A 17,511-nucleotide genomic window follows, 5' to 3' on the forward strand; every position below is an offset into this window, starting at 1 on the left:
GGTTACATTCCGAACCCGGAAGTTAAGCTTCTCTGCGCCGATGGTACTGCACTCGGGAGGGTGTGGGAGAGTAGGTCACCGCCGGACAATCTTTCGAAGAGGCCCCACACGGTTTGTGTGGGGCCTCTTCGCGTTTATCGGCATGACAGGCTCATCCGGCATGACAACACGAACGAGGGCCACCCCCAGCAGCCGGGGTGGCCCTTTTTTGCGTTCGGGGACCAGTGGATCAGACGCGCTGCCACAAGGCCGGCACGTTGGGTGGCTCCCAACCGGCCATTGAGGTGTGCCCCTGCAGGCACCGGTACGTCGATCCGCCGTAGGTCACCTGGTCACCCGCCTGGTAGGTCACCCCAACCTTCCAGGTTCCGCCGCCCGGAGGCGGGCTCGTCGTGGGCGTGGGAGTAGGAGTCTGAGTGGGGGGCACGCCCTGGACGTTGAGGACGAAGTCGAACGTCGCTTCCTTCCCGGACCCGACCGGGCGGACGTTCATGAGCAGTCTCGGGTCGTAGATGCTGTCGGTGTTGTTGCGCGGCTCGCCCGGGAAGTAGAGCTGCGTGGTGAGGATCCCGCGGCCCGGAGCCTGCGCCTTGACGTGGATGTGCCGGGTACGGCCGGGGTAGAGGCCGGGCACGATGGTGGTGAGCTTGAAGGCCCCCTGGGCGTTCGTGTACTGGTGCCCACGGAAGTTGTACGTGACGTTGTCGTAGTTGCCGTTGGTGTCGGCCTGCCAGAAGTCGAGCAGGACGTTCGCCAGTGGCTGACAGGACAGTCCGAACACGTATCCGCTCACCGTCAGCGGGGTGCCCGAGCCGGGGAGGGTCGAGCGCTGGGGAGAGTTGGGCTTGAAGTAGGGGCCCTCGGTCTGCGAGATCGTGAGATCGTCACCGTCGTCGCAGAACGGGGTGGGCTCAAGCTGTTGGCCGGTCCCGGCCATGGTGCGGGCCAGGGCCGGCACCTCGCCGATCAGGAACGGGACCGGTGTCGCTATGAGAGCCGCCTTGAACAGCGCCTTTCTGGTGATTCCGCGCTGCCTTTCCTCGCGAGTGTTCTCGCCTTCCACGATGGCCTCCTTGAAAGCGCCTGCTGGGGGGTAGAGCAGGCTGTTCTCCAAGGTGGCACCCTGCGGCGGAGGTGAGTACCCTCTAATTTTCTATACGATTCACGATATGTTTGCCCCGCGTCCAGACCGCTACGCGTGGTCAGTAGGGTTGAGGGGTGGATTATCGTGCGGTTGAACGTGCCATCCTGGAGCGGGGCGTCGAGTGGGACTTCGAGCCGACGCTCGACAGGATCGCTGCGCTCATGGATTTGCTCGGCTCGCCTCAGCGGGCGTACCCGGTCATACACATCGCCGGCACCAACGGCAAGACGACCACGGCGCGGCTGACCGAGGCGCTGCTTCGCGAGCGCAATCTCAGGGTGGGCCGGTTCACCAGCCCGCACCTGGTCACCGTGCGCGAGCGCATCACGGTCGACGGCGAGCCGTTGAGCGAGGAGCGCTTCGCCGAGGTCTACGAGGAGATCGCCCCTTATGTCGAGCTGGCCGACGCGCAGGGACACCGGCGCATCCAGTTCTTCGAGCTGCTGACGGCCATGGCCTTCGCGGCCTTCGCCGACACGCCGGTCGACGTCGCGGTCATCGAGGCTGGCATGGGCGGGTCGTGGGACGCGACGAACGTCGCCGACGGCCTGGTGTCGGTCATCACGCCCATCTCCCTCGATCACATGGATCGTCTGGGTCCTGACATCCCGAGCATCGCCGGGGAGAAGGCCGGAATCATCAAGCCGGGCGCCACGACCGTGCTCGCTCAGCAGGAGCTGGCCGCGGCCGAGGTGCTGATGCGCCGCGCGGCCGAGGTCGGCGCGGTGGTGGCGCGCGAAGGGCTGGAGTTCGGCGTGCTGGGCCGGGAGATGGCCATGGGCGGGCAATTGCTCACCCTGCGCGGGCTCAAGGGCGTCTATGACGAGATCTACCTGCCGCTCTACGGCAGCTACCAGGCCAGCAACGCGGTGTGCGCGCTGGCCGCCGTCGAGGCGCTGACCGGCGGCGACGATCCGCTCGACGCAGACCTGGTGCGCCAGGCGTTCGCCCAGGCGGCCTCGCCCGGCCGGATGGAGGTCGTACGACGCACGCCCACGGTGGTGATCGACGCGGCGCACAATCCCGGCGGGCTGGAGGCGAGCCTGGAGGCGCTGCACGAGGCGTTCGACTTCGCCAAGGTGGTCGGCGTGGTCGCCGTTATGCGCGACAAGGACGTCGAGACCCTGCTGGAGCTCCTGGAGCCGATGCTCGACGAGATCGTGGTGACGCGTAACTCCTCGCCCAGGTCGTTGTCGGCGCAGGAGCTCGCCGCGCTGGCCGTGCCGCTGTTCGGCGAGGACCGCGTGCACGTCATCGAGCGGCTCGACGAGGCCATCGACCGGGGCATCGGCATCGCCGACGCGGAGGGTGAGTTCAGCGGGACCGGGGTGTTCATCACCGGTTCGGTGGTGACGGCCGGCGATGCCCGGCATCTGCTCAAAGCGGATGGTGTGAGATGAATTTCGAGGTCACACCGGGCATGCGCAGGCTCGGCGCGAGCGTGCTCGGCATGGAGGCCATCGTGGCCGGGCTCATCACGCCGGTGGCGATCGCGGTGGGCGGCGTGGCCCCCGCGCTCGCCGTCGCGGTGGGCATCGGGCTCCTGGTGTTGTGCGTGGTCGCCGCGGGCCTGCTCAAACGGCCCTTCGGGTACGTCATGGGCAGCGTCATCCAGGTGCTGGCCATCGCCACGGGCTTCCTCGTGCCGACCATGTTCTTCCTCGGCGCGATCTTCGCGGCGCTGTGGATCACCGCGATTATCGTAGCTCGCCGTGTCGAGGGCGTGACTTCCCGCTAAAGTCGGCCTACATGGCCGTCCCCCCGATTCAACGGTCGCCGCATCCGGCTGGCCTCAGACATTCCTGGCTGCTCGACGTGGTGCTCGGGCTGCTCGTCCTCGTGGCGTTGCCGCTGGCGATCGTCGCGATACCAAACACGTTGTCCGTGGTCGCCGATCTGCTGCCGGGCGACTTCGACCAGATCGGGTTGAGCCGTACGCACGGGCTGGCGCTGCCGGCCCTGATGCTGACGGTGCCGCTCGCTGCCGTCGCGTTGCGGCGGATGAAGGTGGCCCACGTGCTGGTCGCGGGGCTCGCGCTGGTGGCGGTGGCCGACGCGGCGGGCGGATACGCGGCCTCCGAGCTGGTCGTCGGCGTCGTACGCGTGCTGCGCGGCGTGGGCGGCGGCCTGATCGTGCCGGCCACGCTGGTGGCGGTCTGGGACCGTACGCCCGCGCTGCGCGGCCTGTGGGCCGGGGTGTTGTGCGTCAGCCTGCTGGAGGCCCAGGCGTTCGCGCTCTGGCCGCTGGTCGACGTGACGAGCTGGAAGGTCACGCTGCAGCCGTACCCGATGGCCACCGGGGTGGGGCTGGCGCTGGCGGCGGCGTACCTGGTGGTCTGGAGGATCGCCGGGCAGCCGCCCGCGCCCGCGCCGGACGCCAGGGAGCGCAGCCGGCTGCTGCTCGCGGCCGTGCCCGCAGCGGGCATCGCGGTCGTGGCGATCAGCACGGCGAGCGCCGGGTGGGGTGTCGTCCCGGTGATCCTGCTGGCGGGGGTGGCGATCGCCGGGCTGCTGGCGCTCGGCTCGATCGGCCGGGCGGAGGGCCGCACGCACGCGTACACGATGGTGGCCGTCGGGGTGGTGCTGCTGCCGAGCACGGCGCAGGTCACGCTGGTGGAGATGGGCGGTCTGGGCGGGCCGGGGCTGCGCGGCCTGTGGACGCCGTTCGGGGTGGCGGCGGTGCTCGCGGTCGTCGCCGGGGTGGGCGTGCGGTTGTTCGCCAAGGGCGGGGGGCGGCTCGCGGCGCCGCTCGGGCTGCTGGCGATGGTGGTCGGTCTGTGCTCGGTGCGGCTGGTCGTCCCGTCGGCCGACGGGCTGGTGCTGGCGGTGCCGTTCACGCTGCTCGCGGTGGGCGCGACCGTGGCGGTCACGGCCACGCTCGGCGAGGTCGGGATCGGGGCGGCGGCGTTCGGGCTGTCCTTGGGCGTCGCCGGGGTGCTGGCGGGCTACCTGCTGGGCACCGGCGTGCAGATGTGGATGCTGGAGGGCGTCGGGTCGCGCCAGGAACTGGTGGACAGTTTCGTGGGCGCGTTGCACTGGTGGGCGTTGATCGGCGGGTTCCTGCTGGTGGGCGTGATCGTGCTGGCGGCGGTGATGGGGCGGCGGGCGTCCCGGGAGGATGAGCCGCCGTCGGGTGGCGAGCCGGCGGAGGTCGCGGTGGCGGTCGGGGCCGGCCGCGAGCTCGGCGCCGCGGCGCAGGAGCCGGTCACGACGTGGGGCTCGGTCGTTCCCGAAGGCTCTCCCGCGCCGGAGGAGGACGAGAGCGTCGAGCCCGGCGAGCCCGTGCCCGCGGTGCCGCCGCAGGCGCCCTCGCCGGAGGACGGCGAGCGGTCCTGAAGTCCTCGCCCACGCGCGTCATGCCTGTGGCGCCGAGGGTGTGGACGCGGACGGTAAGCTGAGCGACGGCTATGGCGACGCGAGGGCCCGTGTCCCGCGGAGCGCCCTCGTGGTCAGGCCAGGCGCCCGTAGCCGCGACCCGAATCTGTTCAAAGGAGAACCACACGTGTCCGAGCGCACTCTTGTCCTGATCAAGCCCGACGGGGTGAAGCGTGGCCTCATCGGTGACGTGATCGCCCGCGTGGAGCGCAAGGGCCTCAAGGTCGTGGCGATGGACCTGCGCACCCTCGACGCCGACACCGCCAAGGCGCACTACGCCGAGCACGCCGAGAAGCCGTTCTTCGGCGAGCTGGTCGACTTCATCACGTCGGCGCCGCTCGTGGCCATGGTCCTTGAGGGCCCGCGCGCCATCGAGGCCTTCCGCGCGCTGGCCGGCGCCACCGACCCGGTCAAGTCCGCCCCCGGCACCATCCGCGGCGACCACGCCCTGGAGATCGGCGAGAACGTCGTCCACGGCTCCGACTCGCCCGAGTCCGCGGCCAGGGAGATCAAGATCTTCTTCCCCGACCGCTTCTAGCAGTCAGCTTCACCCGCGCGCCCGCCGGCTTCACGCCGTGCGGGCGCGTCTTTTTGTCGGCGGCGCGTTGTAGCGTTCACCGAGTCTGACAGGCGCGGGCGCAGTTGATCCGGTCGTGTGGGTGCAATTCGGGCAAAATCCAGGTTGAGGTAGGGGCTGGAGATTTTTGTGGAGCGCGAGGGCTCATTGCGCTCACTGGTGGGTACGTCACGTTACGATTCGAATTCGATCCGTAGTCATTCGCGAACGACGATACGGAGGGCTCCGTTCCCCATGGGCAGCAAGCTCGCGTTTCTCGGCCGTGACATGGCGGTCGATCTGGGCACCGCCAACACGTTGGTATACGTGCGTGGCCGGGGCATCGTGCTCAATGAGCCGTCAGTCGTAGCGATCAACACCACCACAGGCAAGATCGTGGCGGTGGGCATCGAGGCAAAGCGAATGATCGGTCGTACGCCCGGCAACATCGTCGCGGTCCGCCCGCTGAAGGACGGCGTGATCGCCGACTTCGACGTCACCGAACGGATGTTGCGCTACTTCATCCAACGAGTGCACAGACGACGCCATTTCGCCAAGCCGCGCATCATCATCGCCGTACCGAGCGGCATCACCAGCGTGGAGCAGCGCGCGGTGAAGGAAGCCGGATACCAGGCCGGCGCCAGGAAGGTCTACATCGTCGAGGAGCCGATGGCCGCCGCCATCGGGGCCGGGCTGCCGGTGCACGAGCCCACCGGGAACATGGTGGTCGACATCGGCGGCGGCACCACCGAGGTGGCCATCATCTCGATGGGCGGCGTGGTCACCAGCCAGTCGATCAGGATCGGCGGCGACGAGCTCGACCAGGCGGTGATCACGTTCGCCAAGAAGGAGTTCTCGCTGATGCTCGGCGAGCGCACCGCCGAGGAGATCAAGATGGCGATCGGGTCGGCCTGCCCCAACGGCGAGGAGTCCCACGCCGAGGTGCGGGGGCGTGACCTGGTCAGCGGGCTGCCCAAGACGATCATCGTGTCGAGCGAGGAGATCCGCAAGGCCACCGAGGAGCCGGTCAACGCGATCGTCGACGCGGTGAAGACCACTCTCGACAAGTGCCCGCCCGAGCTGTCGGGCGACATCATGGACCGCGGCATCGCCCTGACCGGCGGCGGCGCCCTCCTCAAGGGCCTCGACGAGCGGGTCAAGGCCGAGACCGGCATGCCCGTCCACCTGGTGGAGAACGCCCTCGACTCGGTCGCCATCGGCTCGGGCAAGTGCGCCGAGGAGTTCGAGGCCCTGCAGCAGGTGCTCGTTCCGGAGTCGCGGCACTGATGAGAGATTCGCGCCGGGCCCGGCTGATCCTGGGAGTGCTGCTGATGGCGGCGCTGGTCGTCCTGACCATCGACCATCGTGCGGGCGACAGCTCACCGCTGCGTCCGCTGCGCTCGGCGGGGTCCTGGGTGTTCGGCGCGGCCGAGCGGTTCGGCGGGGGCGTGGTGCGGCCCGTCGGCGGCTTCCTGCACGCCCTGGCCAGCGCGCCCAGCGCGCAGCGGCACATCGAGCAGCTGCAGGAGGAGAACGCCAGGCTGCGGGCCGGGCTGTCCTCCAGCACGCTCGACGCCACCCGCTCGGCGGAGCTGAAGAAGCTGCTCGGCCTCTCCGGCACCGGCGGCTACAAGGTGGTCACGGCCAATGTGGTGGCCAGGCGCGGGCAGCCGGGGTTCGAGGACAGCGTGCAGATCGACGTGGGCGCCGGTGACGGGGTGCGTCCCGACATGACGGTGCTCAACGGTGACGGGCTGGTCGGCCGGGTCATCCACGCCTCGGCCGCCACCTCCACGGTGCTGCTGCTCAGCGACCCCGCCTCGGCCGCCGGGGGGCGGCTGGAGGGCGGCCAGGAGATCGGCGTGGTGCACGGGGTGGGCGAGAACGGGCGGCTCGTGCAGTTCCGGCTGCTCGACTCGACGGCGCCGATGGAGCGGGGCGGTCGCATCGTCAGCTTCGGCTCCAAGAACGGGCGGCCGTACGTGCCGGGGGTGCCGATCGGGGTGATCGAGCGCGTGGAGTCGACGCCGGGGGAGCTGACCCGGATCGCCTACGCCAGGCCGTTCGCCGACCTGACGGCGCTCGACGTGGTCGGGGTGGTGGTCGAAGGGCCCAAGCGGGATCCGCGTGACGCGGTGCTGCCGGTCAAGGAGGGGGCGCGGTGACCGGCGACGGCACGGCCTCCGGCGAGGCCGCTGCTGGTGTGGTGATCGGGGGATGAGAAGCGTGCTGCTTTCGGCGGGGACGGAGGCGCGGTGATCGGGGCGATGGTCGTGGTGCTGGCGTTGCTGGCACAGGTCATGCTGGTCAACCGGCTGCCGTTGCCGGCGGGCGGCGCGCCTGACCTGGTGCTGCTGGCGGTGGTGGGCATGGCCCTCGAGCGCGGGCCGGTGGCGGGGGCGATGGTCGGGTTCTTCTCGGGGCTGCTGGTGGACCTGGTGCCGCCGACGGCGCACCTGATGGGCCAGTACGCGTTCGTGCTGGCCGTGGTCGGTTATGTGGCGGGGCGTGGCGCGGGCGGGCCGGCGACGACCGTCGTGCTGTGCGTGCTGATCGCGCCGCTGGTGGCCGTGGGGGTGGCCGGGCTGCTGTCCGATCCGCGGGTGTCGCTGGCGACGCTGACCCAGCAGGTGCCGGTCACCGTTCTCTACACGCTCATCGTGGCGCCGGTGGTGATCTGGCTGGCCACCCGGGGGAGACAGCCGAGGTACTCGACATGATCCGCATGCGTACCAGGTTGCTGGTGCTGCACGTCCTGGTGGTGCTGCTGCTCGTCGTGCTGGCCGTACGGCTGTGGCAGGTGCAGGTCGTGCGCGGCCAGGAGTTCGTGACCAGGGCGATGGAGACCAGGACGCGCACGGTGATCGTGCCCGCGGTGCGGGGGCAGATCCTCGACTCGTCGGGGCGTCCGCTGGTGCGCAACAGGACGGCGCTGGTCGTGTCCGTCGACCGGACGAAGCTGAACAGGATGCCGGGCGGGGGGATGAGCGTGCTGCGCAGGCTCTCCTCGGTGCTCGACCGGCCGGTCAAGGACCTGCGGCAGCGCATCACGCCCTGCGGGCCGGGGGTGGGCAAGCCGTGCTGGACGGGGTCGCCGTACCAGCCGGTTCCGCTGGACGAGAAGGTGGACACGCGCGAGGCGTTGCAGATCCTGGAGCGGCAGGAGGAGTTCCCGGGGGTGACCGCGGAGATCCACTCCGTACGGCAGTACCCGGGCGGACGGGCCGGGGCGCAGATGCTGGGCTACCTGCAGCCGGTGACCGAGGCGGAGCTGGAGAAGCGCGAGGGGCTCAAGGCCAGCTTCTCCGGTGTCGACCTGGCGGGGCGCGACGGCATCGAGTACGTCTACGACGACGCGCTGCGCGGCAAGTCGGGGCTGCGCAGGGTGCAGGTCGACCGGATGGGCAAGGCCCTCGGGGTCGAGGAGCAGGTGCCACCGGTCGCCGGCGACCATCTGGTGACCAGCATCGACGCGCGGGTGCAGGCGGTGACGGAGAAGGCGCTGGCCCACGCGATGAAGAACGCGCCCGGGGCCGACGGCGGCGCCGCGGTGGTGCTCGACGCGCGTTCCGGGCGGGTGGTGTCGGTGGCCAGCGCGCCGGGGTACGACCCGGAGATCTGGGCCGGTGGCATCTCGGCCAAGGGGTACCAGTGGCTGTTGTCGGACAAGTCGGGTAAGCCGCTGGTGTCGCGGGCGATCAACGGGCAGTTCGCTCCCGGTTCGACGTTCAAGGTGTCGTCGGTGTCGGCGATGTTGCGGGCGGGGTACCCGCTCAACGGCACGTACGACTGCCCCGGGGCGTACATGGTGGGCGACCGGTCCTTCAGCAACTTCCGGGGCATCGGCCTCGGGCAGATGAACCTGCACACGGCGCTGGTCAAGTCGTGCGACACGATCTTCTACCGGGCGGCGTACGAGCAGTACCTGAAGGACGGCGGCCGCAACCCGAAGAAGCGCACGAAGGAGGTGTTCGCCAACACGGCCAGGGCCTTCGGCTTCGGCCGGCCCACCGGGGTCGACCTGCCGGGCGAGTCCTCCGGGCGCATCCCCGACCGGGCCTGGAAGAAGGACCTGTGGAACCGCACCAGCGCCACGAGCTGCGAGCGGTCGCGCAAGGGATATCCGGAGGAGAAGGACCGGGCGCGGGCCGACTTCCTCAAACGCCTGGCCCTGGAGAACTGCACCGAGGGCTTCCTGCTGCGGCCCGGTGACTCGGCCAACTTCGCCATCGGGCAGGGCGACGTCCTGGTGACGCCGATGCAGCTCGCGCGGGCGTACATGGCCCTGGTGAGCGACGGCAAGGTGCGCAGCCCGCGCATCGGGTGGGCGCAGGTGAGGCCCGACGGCAAGGTGGTCAAGACCATCGACGTGCCGGTGGTCGGCAAGCTGCCGATCAGCGACAAGGAACGCCTCTACATCAAGAACGCGCTGAGCCAGGTGCCCTCCGACGGCACCGCGGCGGGGGCGTTCACCGGCTTCCCGATGGACAAGGTACGCATCGGCGGCAAGACCGGTACCGCGGAGGTGTGGGGCAAGAAGGACACCTCGTGGTTCGCGTCGTTCGCGCCCACCAACAATCCGCAGTTCGTGGTGGTCGTCATGGTGTCGCAGGGCGGCATGGGCGCCTCGACCGCGGCGCCGGCCGCACGCGAGATCTACGAGGGCATCTACGGCTTCAAGGGGGAGCCGGCCGCCGTGCCCGGCGGAAGGCTTCCGACCAAGCTGCCGAAGTTCGCCCCCGACGGGACGGTGATCCACCAATGAACCGCGCCGTGGCCGCGCGGCGGCCCTCGCTCATCCAGCGGGCGATCGGCGAGCACTCGGTGGTGCGCCGCATGGACGGCCTGATGCTGGTCGCGGTGGCCGGGCTGTGCCTGATCGGCACCCTGCTGGTGTGGTCCTCGACCCGCACGTGGGCGCCCGGCGCCACCGGGCTGGTCAAGAAACACCTGCTCAACGAGGTCATCGGCGTGACGCTGTGCGCCGTGGTGGCGATGGTCGACCATCGGGCGATGCGGGCCTACGCGCCGCTGGTGTTCCTGGTGTCGCTGGTGGGGCTGGCGCTGGTGATCACGCCGCTGGGCGCGACGATCAACGGATCGCACTCGTGGATCCTGCTCGGAGGCGGGTTCGCGGTGCAGCCGTCGGAGTTCGCCAAGGTCGGGCTGCTGCTGATCATCGCGATGCTGCTGGCCCAGCCCGCCGAGGGCAGCGACCGGCCGCGCGGCCTGGACATCACGCTGGCTCTGGTCGCGGCGGGCCTCACGATGGGGCTGGTGATGCTGCAGCCCGACCTCGGCACGGCGCTCGTGCTCGCCGTGATCACGGCCGCGGGGCTGGTGATCGGGGGCGTGCGCAAGCGGTGGATCGTCGGGCTGGTGCTCGTGGCGGCGGCTGGGGTGTTCTGCGTGTTCTGGTTCAACCTGCTGGAGCCGTACCAGGTGGCGCGGTTCACCGCGTTCGTCGATCCGAAGGTCGATCCGCGCGGGGTGGGCTACAACAGCACGCAGTCGCTGATCGCGATCGGTTCCGGGCAACTGCTGGGCAAGGGGCTCTTCGGCGGCGGGCAGACGACCGGGCGGTTCGTGCCCGAGCAGCACACCGACTTCATCTTCACGGTGGCGGGGGAGGAGTTCGGGTTCATCGGGTCGGTCACCGTGGTGCTGCTGCTCGGCGTGGTGCTGCTGCGCGGGCTGAAGGTCGCCAGACACTGCGACGACCGGTTCGGCACGCTGGTCGCGGGCATGATCGTGTGCTGGTTCGCGTTCCAGACGTTCATCAATGTCGGGATGACGATCGGGATCATGCCGATCACCGGTCTGCCGCTGCCTTTCGTGTCCTATGGCGGCACTGCCACGTTCGCGAACCTCATGGCGGTAGGGCTGCTCCTGGCCATCAGAGTGCGGCGGCAGTCGTTCAACTGAGCGCGTAACGGGGGCCGTCCGCGGGTGGGCCGGATTTGTCACCGTCCGCGCGCCGCTACCCTGGACGGTATGCCTGTCGAGTCGATATTCCACCGCCTGGAAGCGCTGCTGCCCAAGGTGCAGAAGCCCATCCAGTACGTCGGGGGTGAGCTCAACTCGACCGTCAAGGACTGGGACTCCGCCGACGTGCGGTGGGCGCTGATGTACCCGGATGCCTACGAGGTCGGGCTGCCCAACCAGGGTGTGGCGATCCTCTACGAGATCCTCAACGAGCTGCCCCGCACCCTGGCCGAGCGCACCTACGCGGTCTGGCCCGACCTGGAGGCCCTCATGCGGGCCGAGGGCGTGCCGCAGTTCACCGTCGACGCCCACCGGCCGGTGCGCGCCTTCGACGTGCTCGGCCTGTCGTTCTCGACGGAGCTGGGCTACACCAACATGCTGACCGCGCTCAACCTGGCCGGGATCCCGCTCAACGCGGTGGACCGGGGCGAGGACGACCCGATCGTGCTCGCCGGCGGTCACGCGGCCTTCAACCCCGAGCCGATCGCCGACTTCCTCGACGCGGCCGTGCTCGGCGACGGCGAGCAGATCTCGATCGCCATCTCCGAGGTCATCCGCGAGTGGAAGGCCGAGGGGCGTCCCGGCGGGCGCGACGAGCTGCTGATGCGGCTCGCCGAGTCCGGCGGCGTCTACGTGCCGAAGTTCTACGACGTCGACTACCACCCCGACGGGCGCATCAAGCGGGTCGCGCCCAACAGGTCCGAGGTGCCATGGCGGGTGCACAAGCACACCGTGATGGACCTCGACGAGTGGCCCTACCCGAAGAAGCCGCTGGTGCCGCTGGCCGAGACGGTGCACGAGCGGTTCAGCGTGGAGATCTTCCGCGGCTGCACGCGCGGCTGCCGCTTCTGCCAGGCGGGCATGATCACCCGTCCGGTGCGGGAGCGTTCGATCACCACGATCGGCGCCATGGTCGACAACGGCATCAAGGAGTCCGGCTTCAACGAGGTCGGCCTGCTGTCGTTGTCCTCGGCCGACCACTCCGAGATTGGCGAGGTCGCCAAGGGCCTGGCCGACCGCTACGAGGGCACCAACACCTCGCTGTCCCTGCCCTCGACCCGGGTCGACGCGTTCAACATCGACCTGGCCAACGAGTTCTCCAGGAACGGCAGGCGCTCGGGTCTCACGTTCGCCCCCGAGGGCGGCTCCGAGCGCATGCGCAAGGTGATCAACAAGATGGTCACCGAGGAAGACCTCATCCGCACGGTCACCACCGCCTACTCGCAGGGCTGGCGGCAGGTGAAGCTCTACTTCATGTGCGGCCTGCCCACCGAGCAGGACGAAGACGTGCTCGGCATCGCCGACCTGGCCAAGAAGGTCATCCAGGCGGGCCGTGAGGCGACCGGCAGCCGCGACATCCGCTGCACCGTCTCCATCGGCGGGTTCGTGCCCAAGCCGCACACCCCGTTCCAGTGGGCCGGGCAGGCCGACCACGAGACCGTCGACCGGCGGCTCAAGGCGCTGCGCGACTCACTGCGCGGCGACAAGCAGTACGGCCGGGCCATCGGCTTCCGCTACCACGACGGCAAACCGTCCATCGTGGAGGGCCTGCTCTCGCGCGGCGACCGCAGGGTCGGCGCGGTGATCAGGGCCGTCTGGGAGGCCGGCGGCAGGTTCGACGGGTGGAGCGAGCACTTCTCCTACGACAGATGGATGCAGGCCGCCGAGAAGGCGGGCGTCGACGTCGACTGGTACACCACGCGTGAGCGGGCCGAGAACGAGGTCCTTCCGTGGGACCACCTCGACGCCGGGCTCGACCGTGAATGGCTCTGGCAGGACTGGCAGGAGGCCGTGTCCGGCGGCGAGGTCGAAGACTGCCGCTGGACCCCGTGCTACGACTGCGGGGTCTGCCCGACCATGGGCACCGAGATCCAGATAGGCCCGACAGGGCGCAAGCTCCTTCCTCTCACAGTGGTCTAGCGCGCTCAGTGGGCGAGCCGTGTCACGGCGTACACGTACACGTGTCGCGGCGGCTTATCCTGGGAGAAGGAACTCTTACAAGGGAAGGACGCAAAGCTCTGAAACCTGTTCCCGACGGGCCTCCGCCCGCGCCTACGGTGCAGCGCCTTCGTGTGCGTTACGCCAAGCGCGGACGTCTGCGCTTCACCAGTCACCGCGACATCTCGCGGGCCGTCGAGAGGGCGGTCCGCCGTGCCGGCATTCCGGTGGCCTTCAGCGCGGGCTTCTCGCCCCATCCGAAGATCTCCTACGCGGGCGCAGCGCCGACCGGCGTCGCCAGCGAGGCCGAATACCTCGAGATCGGTGTCACCACGCTGTGCGACCCCGAGCAGGTCAAGTCCAGCCTGGATGCGTCACTGCCGCCCGGTCTCGACGTGCTCGACGTCGTGCAGGCGGGCCCGGGGGGGCTGGCCGACCGCCTGGAGGTCTCCGACTGGGAGGTACGCCTGCCCGGGGCCGACCGCGAACTCGCCGAGACGGCGGTGGAGAAGTTCCTCGCGGCGGGCACCGTGGAGGTCGAGCGCCTCACCAAGAAGGGCCCACGGCGCTTCGACGCGCGGGAGGCCGTCCTGGGGCTCGTGGTGTCCGAGGGAACAGACAGAACCGCAGCTCAGGTGCCAGGACAGACGTGTGTCATACTGCGCATGGTTGTTCGGCACATGACGCCTGCCGTTCGACCAGATGATGTGCTCACAGGGCTGCGCCTTGTGGCCGACTTCGCGCCGCCGGTTCCCCCCGAGGTGACCAGGCTGGCGCAGGGGCCGCTCGACGCCGGTACCGGTGCGCTTGCCGACCCGCTCGGCCTTGACCGCGATATGACGCGCGGCGGCGAGGCGGGACCGGCGGGTGAGCACGTCGTCGGCTAAGGAGGTGCCCTGCGCGAGCGGGGCGCCACCGCTGACAGGACTTGGCGCCCGCGTCTCCTTTCCGGAGGCGGGGGCGGACAACGAGACACGAGGGCTCCTGCGCGGCGCGGCGACGCGCCCGGGAGCTGACGGGAGAGCGCCCGCATGCTCGACAACGAGCCCAACGCCGGGGCCACTGGCCCTGACGGGGAGACAACTGAACAGCCCAAGGTGACCAGGCGCCGCCGTTCCGCGAGCCGCCCGGCGGGTCCTCCGCCGGAGCTGCCGGAGGAGCCGGCCGCCACCGCCCCGATCACCGTCGCGGCCGCCCAGGCCGCGCCGTCGGTTGCCGACGTGCAACCGGTGCAGACCAACGCCGTGCAGCGTGCCGCCGGAGAGCCCGCGCCCGATGCCGGGCGCGGCCGCAGAACCCGGGCCCGCGCGGCGGCGCCCGAAGCGCCGACAGGCCAGGCCGGAGCCGCCGAGGGCGGCCCGGCGGGCGTTCAGGCACAGGCCGGCGCGCCCGAGAGCGCCGTGGCTGGAGCCGCTGCGCCGCAGGGCGCCTCCGCCGTGGGCGGCGCGCCCGAAGGTGCCGCAACCGGCGTCGGCGCGCCCCAGGGTGTCGCGACCGGCGTCGGCGCGCCTGAAGGTGCCGTGACCGGCGTCGGCGCGCCTCGTGGGGCCGCGGCCGGGGCCGTCGTGCCTGAGGGGCCGGTGCCGCAGCAGGCCGAGAGCCCTGCCGCCTCGCATGCCGGCACGTCGACAGAGCCCGCTGTGGAGCCCGCTGTGGAGTCCGCCGTGGAGCCCGTCGTGGCGCCGGTCGTCGAACGGCGGGAGGCTGCCGGGCGGGTGGCCGGTGCGGCTGAGCCCGTCGTGGCGCCGGTGGTGCGGAGTCCGGGCGCGCCGGAGGCCGAGAGCCCCGCGTACGCGGGTGGCCCGGCCGGTGCCGGTGAGGTGGCCAGTGTGGTCGAGGCCGCCGTGGCCGAGGCCGCGGTGGAGGCCGCCGACGTTCCCGAGGAGAAGCCCAAGAGGGCCACGCGCACGCGGTCCACCGCGACCACGACGCGCCGCCGTACGACGAAGAAGGCCGAGCCGGAGGTCGCGGGAGCGCTCCCGGAGGAGGAAGCCGAGGCGCCCAAGCGGCGGCGTACGCGGAAGAAGGCCGAAGAGGTCGTCGTGGAGGCGCCGGCGGGCGCCGACGTCGAGGTCGTCGCGACGCCCTCCGACGTCGAGGTGGCCGTCACCGTGCCCGAGGCCGCCGAGGCGGCCGACGAGGACATCCTGGAGATCCTGCCCGAGGACGAGCCGCTCGACGACGAGCCCGCCGGCGAGGACCTCGACGAGGACGTCGACCGGCCGAGCCTGCTCGCCGACCCCTTCGGGCTGAACGCGCGCAGGCACGACGAGCCGGGCACGGCGTTCCAGCGTCCTGCGGCCATCTTCGCGCCGCTGTTCCAGGCCCCCGACCCCAGTCAGGGCAAGCCCGCCGTGATCCGGCGGCCCGAGCCGGAGCCGGAGCCCGAGGAGATCGAGGAGCTGGTCGACGAGACCCTCGTCGAGGACGAGGGCGACGTCGACACCTCCGAGGAGCAGGAAGAGGAAGAGGGCGGCGGCCGTCGTCGGCGTCGCCGTCGCGGCGGCAGGGGCCGCGGCAAGTCGCGCGAGCGTGACGAGGCCGAGGACGGCGAGGAAGGCGACGAGGACGAAGGCGAGGAGCAGGGCGAGGAGGCCCAGGAGGAAGAGGCCGCCGGCTCGCGCCGCCGTCGCCGTCGTCGCCGCCGTGGCACCGAGGAGACGCTGGAGCCCTCCAGCGACGACCCGCCGAACACGGTGGTGCGCATCCGCGCGCCGCGCTCCGGCCGTGCCGCCTCCCTGGAGACCGCCACCGACGGCGTGCAGAGCGTGCGCGGCTCGACCCGCCTGGAGGCCAAGAAGCAGCGCCGCCGCGAGGGGCGCGAGCTCGGCCGCAGGCGTCCGCCGATCATCACGGAGTCGGAGTTCCTGGCCCGCCGCGAGTCCGTCGACCGCATGATGGTGGTGCGCCGCCAGGGCGACCGTACGCAGATCGCGGTCCTTGAGGACGGCGTGCTCGTCGAGCACTACGTCAACCGCGAGGCCAGCCAGTCCTACGTCGGCAACGTCTACCTGGGCAAGGTCCAGAACGTGCTGCCGTCGATGGAGGCCGCGTTCGTGGACATCGGCAAGGGGCGCAACGCCGTCCTGTACGCCGGTGAGGTGAACTTCGACACCGCCGGGCTGGAGGGCCAGCCCAAGCGCATCGAGTCGGCGCTGAAGTCCGGCCAGTCGGTGCTGGTGCAGGTCACCAAGGACCCGATCGGCCACAAGGGCGCCCGGCTCACCTCGCAGATCAGCCTGCCCGGCCGTTACCTGGTGTACGTGCCGGACGGGTCGATGACCGGCATCAGCCGCAAGCTGCCCGACAAGGAACGCACCCGGCTCAAGAGCATCCTGAAGAAGGTCATGCCGGAGAACGCCGGTGTGATCGTCCGCACCGCGGCCGAGGGCGCCTCCGAGGACGAGCTGGCCCGCGACGTGGCCCGGCTGTCGGCCCAGTGGGAGAGCATCCAGAAGAAGGCCAAGTCGGCCAGCCCGCCCGAGCTGCTGTCGGCCGAGCCCGATCTGACGATCCGGGTCGTGCGCGACGTGTTCAACGAGGACTTCACCTCGCTGGTCGTGCAGGGCGACGACGCCTGGGACACCGTCGACGACTACGTCAAGTACGTCGCGCCGCACCTGGCCGAGCGCCTGTCGCGCTGGGACACCGGGCAGGGCGACGTGTTCGAGTCGTACCGGATCGACGAGCAGCTGGGCAAGGCGCTGGAGCGCAAGGTGTGGCTGCCGAGCGGCGGCTCGCTGGTGATCGACCGTACCGAGGCGATGACCGTCGTCGACGTCAACACCGGCAAGTTCACCGGCCAGGGCGGCAATCTTGAGGAGACCGTCACCAGGAACAACCTGGAGGCGGCCGAGGAGATCGTGCGCCAGCTCCGGCTGCGGGACATCGGCGGCATCATCGTGATCGACTTCATCGACATGGTGCTGGAGTCCAACCGCGATCTGGTGCTGCGGCGGCTGCTGGAGTGCCTGGCGCGCGACAGGACCAAGCACCAGGTCGCCGAGGTGACCTCTCTGGGCCTGGTGCAGATGACGCGTAAGCGGGTCGGTCAGGGGCTGCTGGAGGCGTTCTCGACGGCCTGTGAGTGCTGCAACGGGCGCGGGCTGATCGTCTCGACCGAGCCGGTCGAGACCAAGCCGGAGCCGCGCGGCACGCAGGGCAAGATGGCGATCGAGAAGGCGGTCTCGGACAAGGTTTCCGCGGCCAAGGACTCCGGCAGCCGTGATACCGTGACCGGTGCGCTTGATGACGTCCCGGCTGAGGACGACCAGGCCAGCCAGACTTCCGGCAGAGGGCGGCGACGCTCCCGCCGAGCCAAGTCCGCCGAGTAGCCTCGGCAGGCTTCCGACGATCCGTCCGGTTCGCCTAGGGCACCGTTAAGCGGTACCCTGGTGAATCGGTGCGTCAGGTGACGTGCCCTGTTGGCGCGCTTACTCGGTTCGTCGGTTTGAGACAGGCCGAATGATAGGCGCAGCATTCGGCGGCCGCCTCGATGCGGGGCGGCTGAGGG

Annotated in this window: 13 protein-coding genes and 1 rRNA gene; 13 read left to right on the forward strand and 1 reads right to left on the reverse strand. The window is 70.5% G+C overall.

Annotated elements, in window-relative coordinates; all coding sequences use genetic code 11:
- Window positions 1-87: ribosomal RNA gene (rrf, locus tag ACIBQ8_RS37975) — 5S ribosomal RNA — on the forward strand; the annotation flags it as partial.
- 142 nt (window positions 88-229) lie between these two features.
- Here the strand turns inward: rrf and ACIBQ8_RS37980 are convergent.
- Window positions 230-1,063, reverse strand: a complete 834-nt coding sequence (locus tag ACIBQ8_RS37980; RefSeq protein ID WP_397178182.1) for a carbohydrate-binding protein — start codon at window positions 1,061-1,063, stop codon at window positions 230-232.
- A gap of 155 nt (window positions 1,064-1,218) precedes the next feature.
- Between ACIBQ8_RS37980 and ACIBQ8_RS37985 the strand changes: the two genes are divergently transcribed.
- The 12 genes from ACIBQ8_RS37985 to ACIBQ8_RS38040 all read left to right on the forward strand — a co-directional run bounded on the left by ACIBQ8_RS37985 (window position 1,219) and on the right by ACIBQ8_RS38040 (window position 17,332).
- Complete coding sequence (locus tag ACIBQ8_RS37985) at window positions 1,219-2,544, forward strand: bifunctional folylpolyglutamate synthase/dihydrofolate synthase (RefSeq protein WP_397194467.1); 1,326 nt, start codon at window positions 1,219-1,221, stop codon at window positions 2,542-2,544.
- Complete coding sequence (locus ACIBQ8_RS37990; RefSeq protein WP_397194468.1) at window positions 2,541-2,882, forward strand: DUF4233 domain-containing protein; 342 nt, start codon at window positions 2,541-2,543, stop codon at window positions 2,880-2,882. The genes ACIBQ8_RS37985 and ACIBQ8_RS37990 overlap by 4 nt, the downstream gene beginning before the upstream one ends.
- 11 nt (window positions 2,883-2,893) lie before the next feature.
- Window positions 2,894-4,480 carry a hypothetical protein gene (locus tag ACIBQ8_RS37995; protein ID WP_397194469.1) on the forward strand — a complete coding sequence of 529 codons (1,587 nt, stop codon included), beginning with the start codon at window positions 2,894-2,896 and terminating at the stop codon, window positions 4,478-4,480.
- A 166-nt stretch (window positions 4,481-4,646) separates the two neighbouring features.
- A complete protein-coding gene (ndk, locus tag ACIBQ8_RS38000; RefSeq protein ID WP_352328453.1) occupies window positions 4,647-5,057 on the forward strand; it encodes a nucleoside-diphosphate kinase in 411 nt (136 codons plus the stop codon).
- Between the two features lie 273 nt (window positions 5,058-5,330).
- Window positions 5,331-6,362 (forward strand): rod shape-determining protein, encoded by a 1,032-nt coding sequence (locus ACIBQ8_RS38005; protein WP_397178178.1) that lies wholly within the window; start codon window positions 5,331-5,333, stop codon window positions 6,360-6,362.
- Complete coding sequence (gene mreC, locus ACIBQ8_RS38010) at window positions 6,362-7,240, forward strand: rod shape-determining protein MreC (RefSeq protein WP_397178177.1); 879 nt, start codon at window positions 6,362-6,364, stop codon at window positions 7,238-7,240. The genes ACIBQ8_RS38005 and mreC overlap by 1 nt, the downstream gene beginning before the upstream one ends.
- A 90-nt stretch (window positions 7,241-7,330) precedes the next feature.
- Window positions 7,331-7,795, forward strand: a complete 465-nt coding sequence (mreD, locus tag ACIBQ8_RS38015) for a rod shape-determining protein MreD (RefSeq protein WP_352328456.1) — start codon at window positions 7,331-7,333, stop codon at window positions 7,793-7,795.
- Entirely contained in the window at window positions 7,792-9,840 is a 2,049-nt protein-coding gene (gene mrdA, locus ACIBQ8_RS38020; protein ID WP_397178175.1) for a penicillin-binding protein 2, read from the forward strand. Before mreD ends, mrdA begins: the two co-directional genes overlap by 4 nt.
- Window positions 9,837-11,000, forward strand: a complete 1,164-nt coding sequence (gene rodA, locus ACIBQ8_RS38025) for a rod shape-determining protein RodA (protein WP_397178174.1) — start codon at window positions 9,837-9,839, stop codon at window positions 10,998-11,000. Before mrdA ends, rodA begins: the two co-directional genes overlap by 4 nt.
- A 69-nt stretch (window positions 11,001-11,069) precedes the next feature.
- Window positions 11,070-12,980: a TIGR03960 family B12-binding radical SAM protein gene (locus ACIBQ8_RS38030; RefSeq protein WP_397194470.1), complete on the forward strand. Its 1,911-nt coding sequence runs from the start codon at window positions 11,070-11,072 to the stop codon at window positions 12,978-12,980.
- 152 nt (window positions 12,981-13,132) lie between these two features.
- Window positions 13,133-13,885 (forward strand): TIGR03936 family radical SAM-associated protein, encoded by a 753-nt coding sequence (locus ACIBQ8_RS38035; protein ID WP_397178173.1) that lies wholly within the window; start codon window positions 13,133-13,135, stop codon window positions 13,883-13,885.
- Window positions 13,886-14,029: 144 nt separating this feature from the next.
- On the forward strand, window positions 14,030-17,332 hold the full coding sequence (locus tag ACIBQ8_RS38040) for an Rne/Rng family ribonuclease (RefSeq protein ID WP_397194471.1): 3,303 nt from the start codon (window positions 14,030-14,032) through the stop codon (window positions 17,330-17,332).
- Window positions 17,333-17,511 lie beyond the last annotated feature (179 nt).

Source organism: Nonomuraea sp. NPDC049646 (genome assembly GCF_044465525.1).
Classification (GTDB): Bacteria; Actinomycetota; Actinomycetes; order Streptosporangiales; family Streptosporangiaceae; genus Nonomuraea.

Bases quoted from the DNA above. Each gene is read 5' to 3' on its own strand.
- ACIBQ8_RS37990 (WP_397194468.1), top strand. From the start codon at position 2,541: ATGAATTTCGAGGTCACACCGGGCATGCGCAGGCTCGGCGCGAGCGTG.
- ACIBQ8_RS37995 (WP_397194469.1), top strand. From the start codon at position 2,894: ATGGCCGTCCCCCCGATTCAACGGTCGCCGCATCCGGCTGGCCTCAGA.
- ACIBQ8_RS38005 (WP_397178178.1), top strand. From the start codon at position 5,331: ATGGGCAGCAAGCTCGCGTTTCTCGGCCGTGACATGGCGGTCGATCTG.
- mreC (WP_397178177.1), top strand. From the start codon at position 6,362: ATGAGAGATTCGCGCCGGGCCCGGCTGATCCTGGGAGTGCTGCTGATG.
- ACIBQ8_RS38030 (WP_397194470.1), top strand. From the start codon at position 11,070: ATGCCTGTCGAGTCGATATTCCACCGCCTGGAAGCGCTGCTGCCCAAG.
- rodA (WP_397178174.1), top strand. From the start codon at position 9,837: ATGAACCGCGCCGTGGCCGCGCGGCGGCCCTCGCTCATCCAGCGGGCG.
- mrdA (WP_397178175.1), top strand. From the start codon at position 7,792: ATGATCCGCATGCGTACCAGGTTGCTGGTGCTGCACGTCCTGGTGGTG.
- ACIBQ8_RS38040 (WP_397194471.1), top strand. From the start codon at position 14,030: ATGCTCGACAACGAGCCCAACGCCGGGGCCACTGGCCCTGACGGGGAG.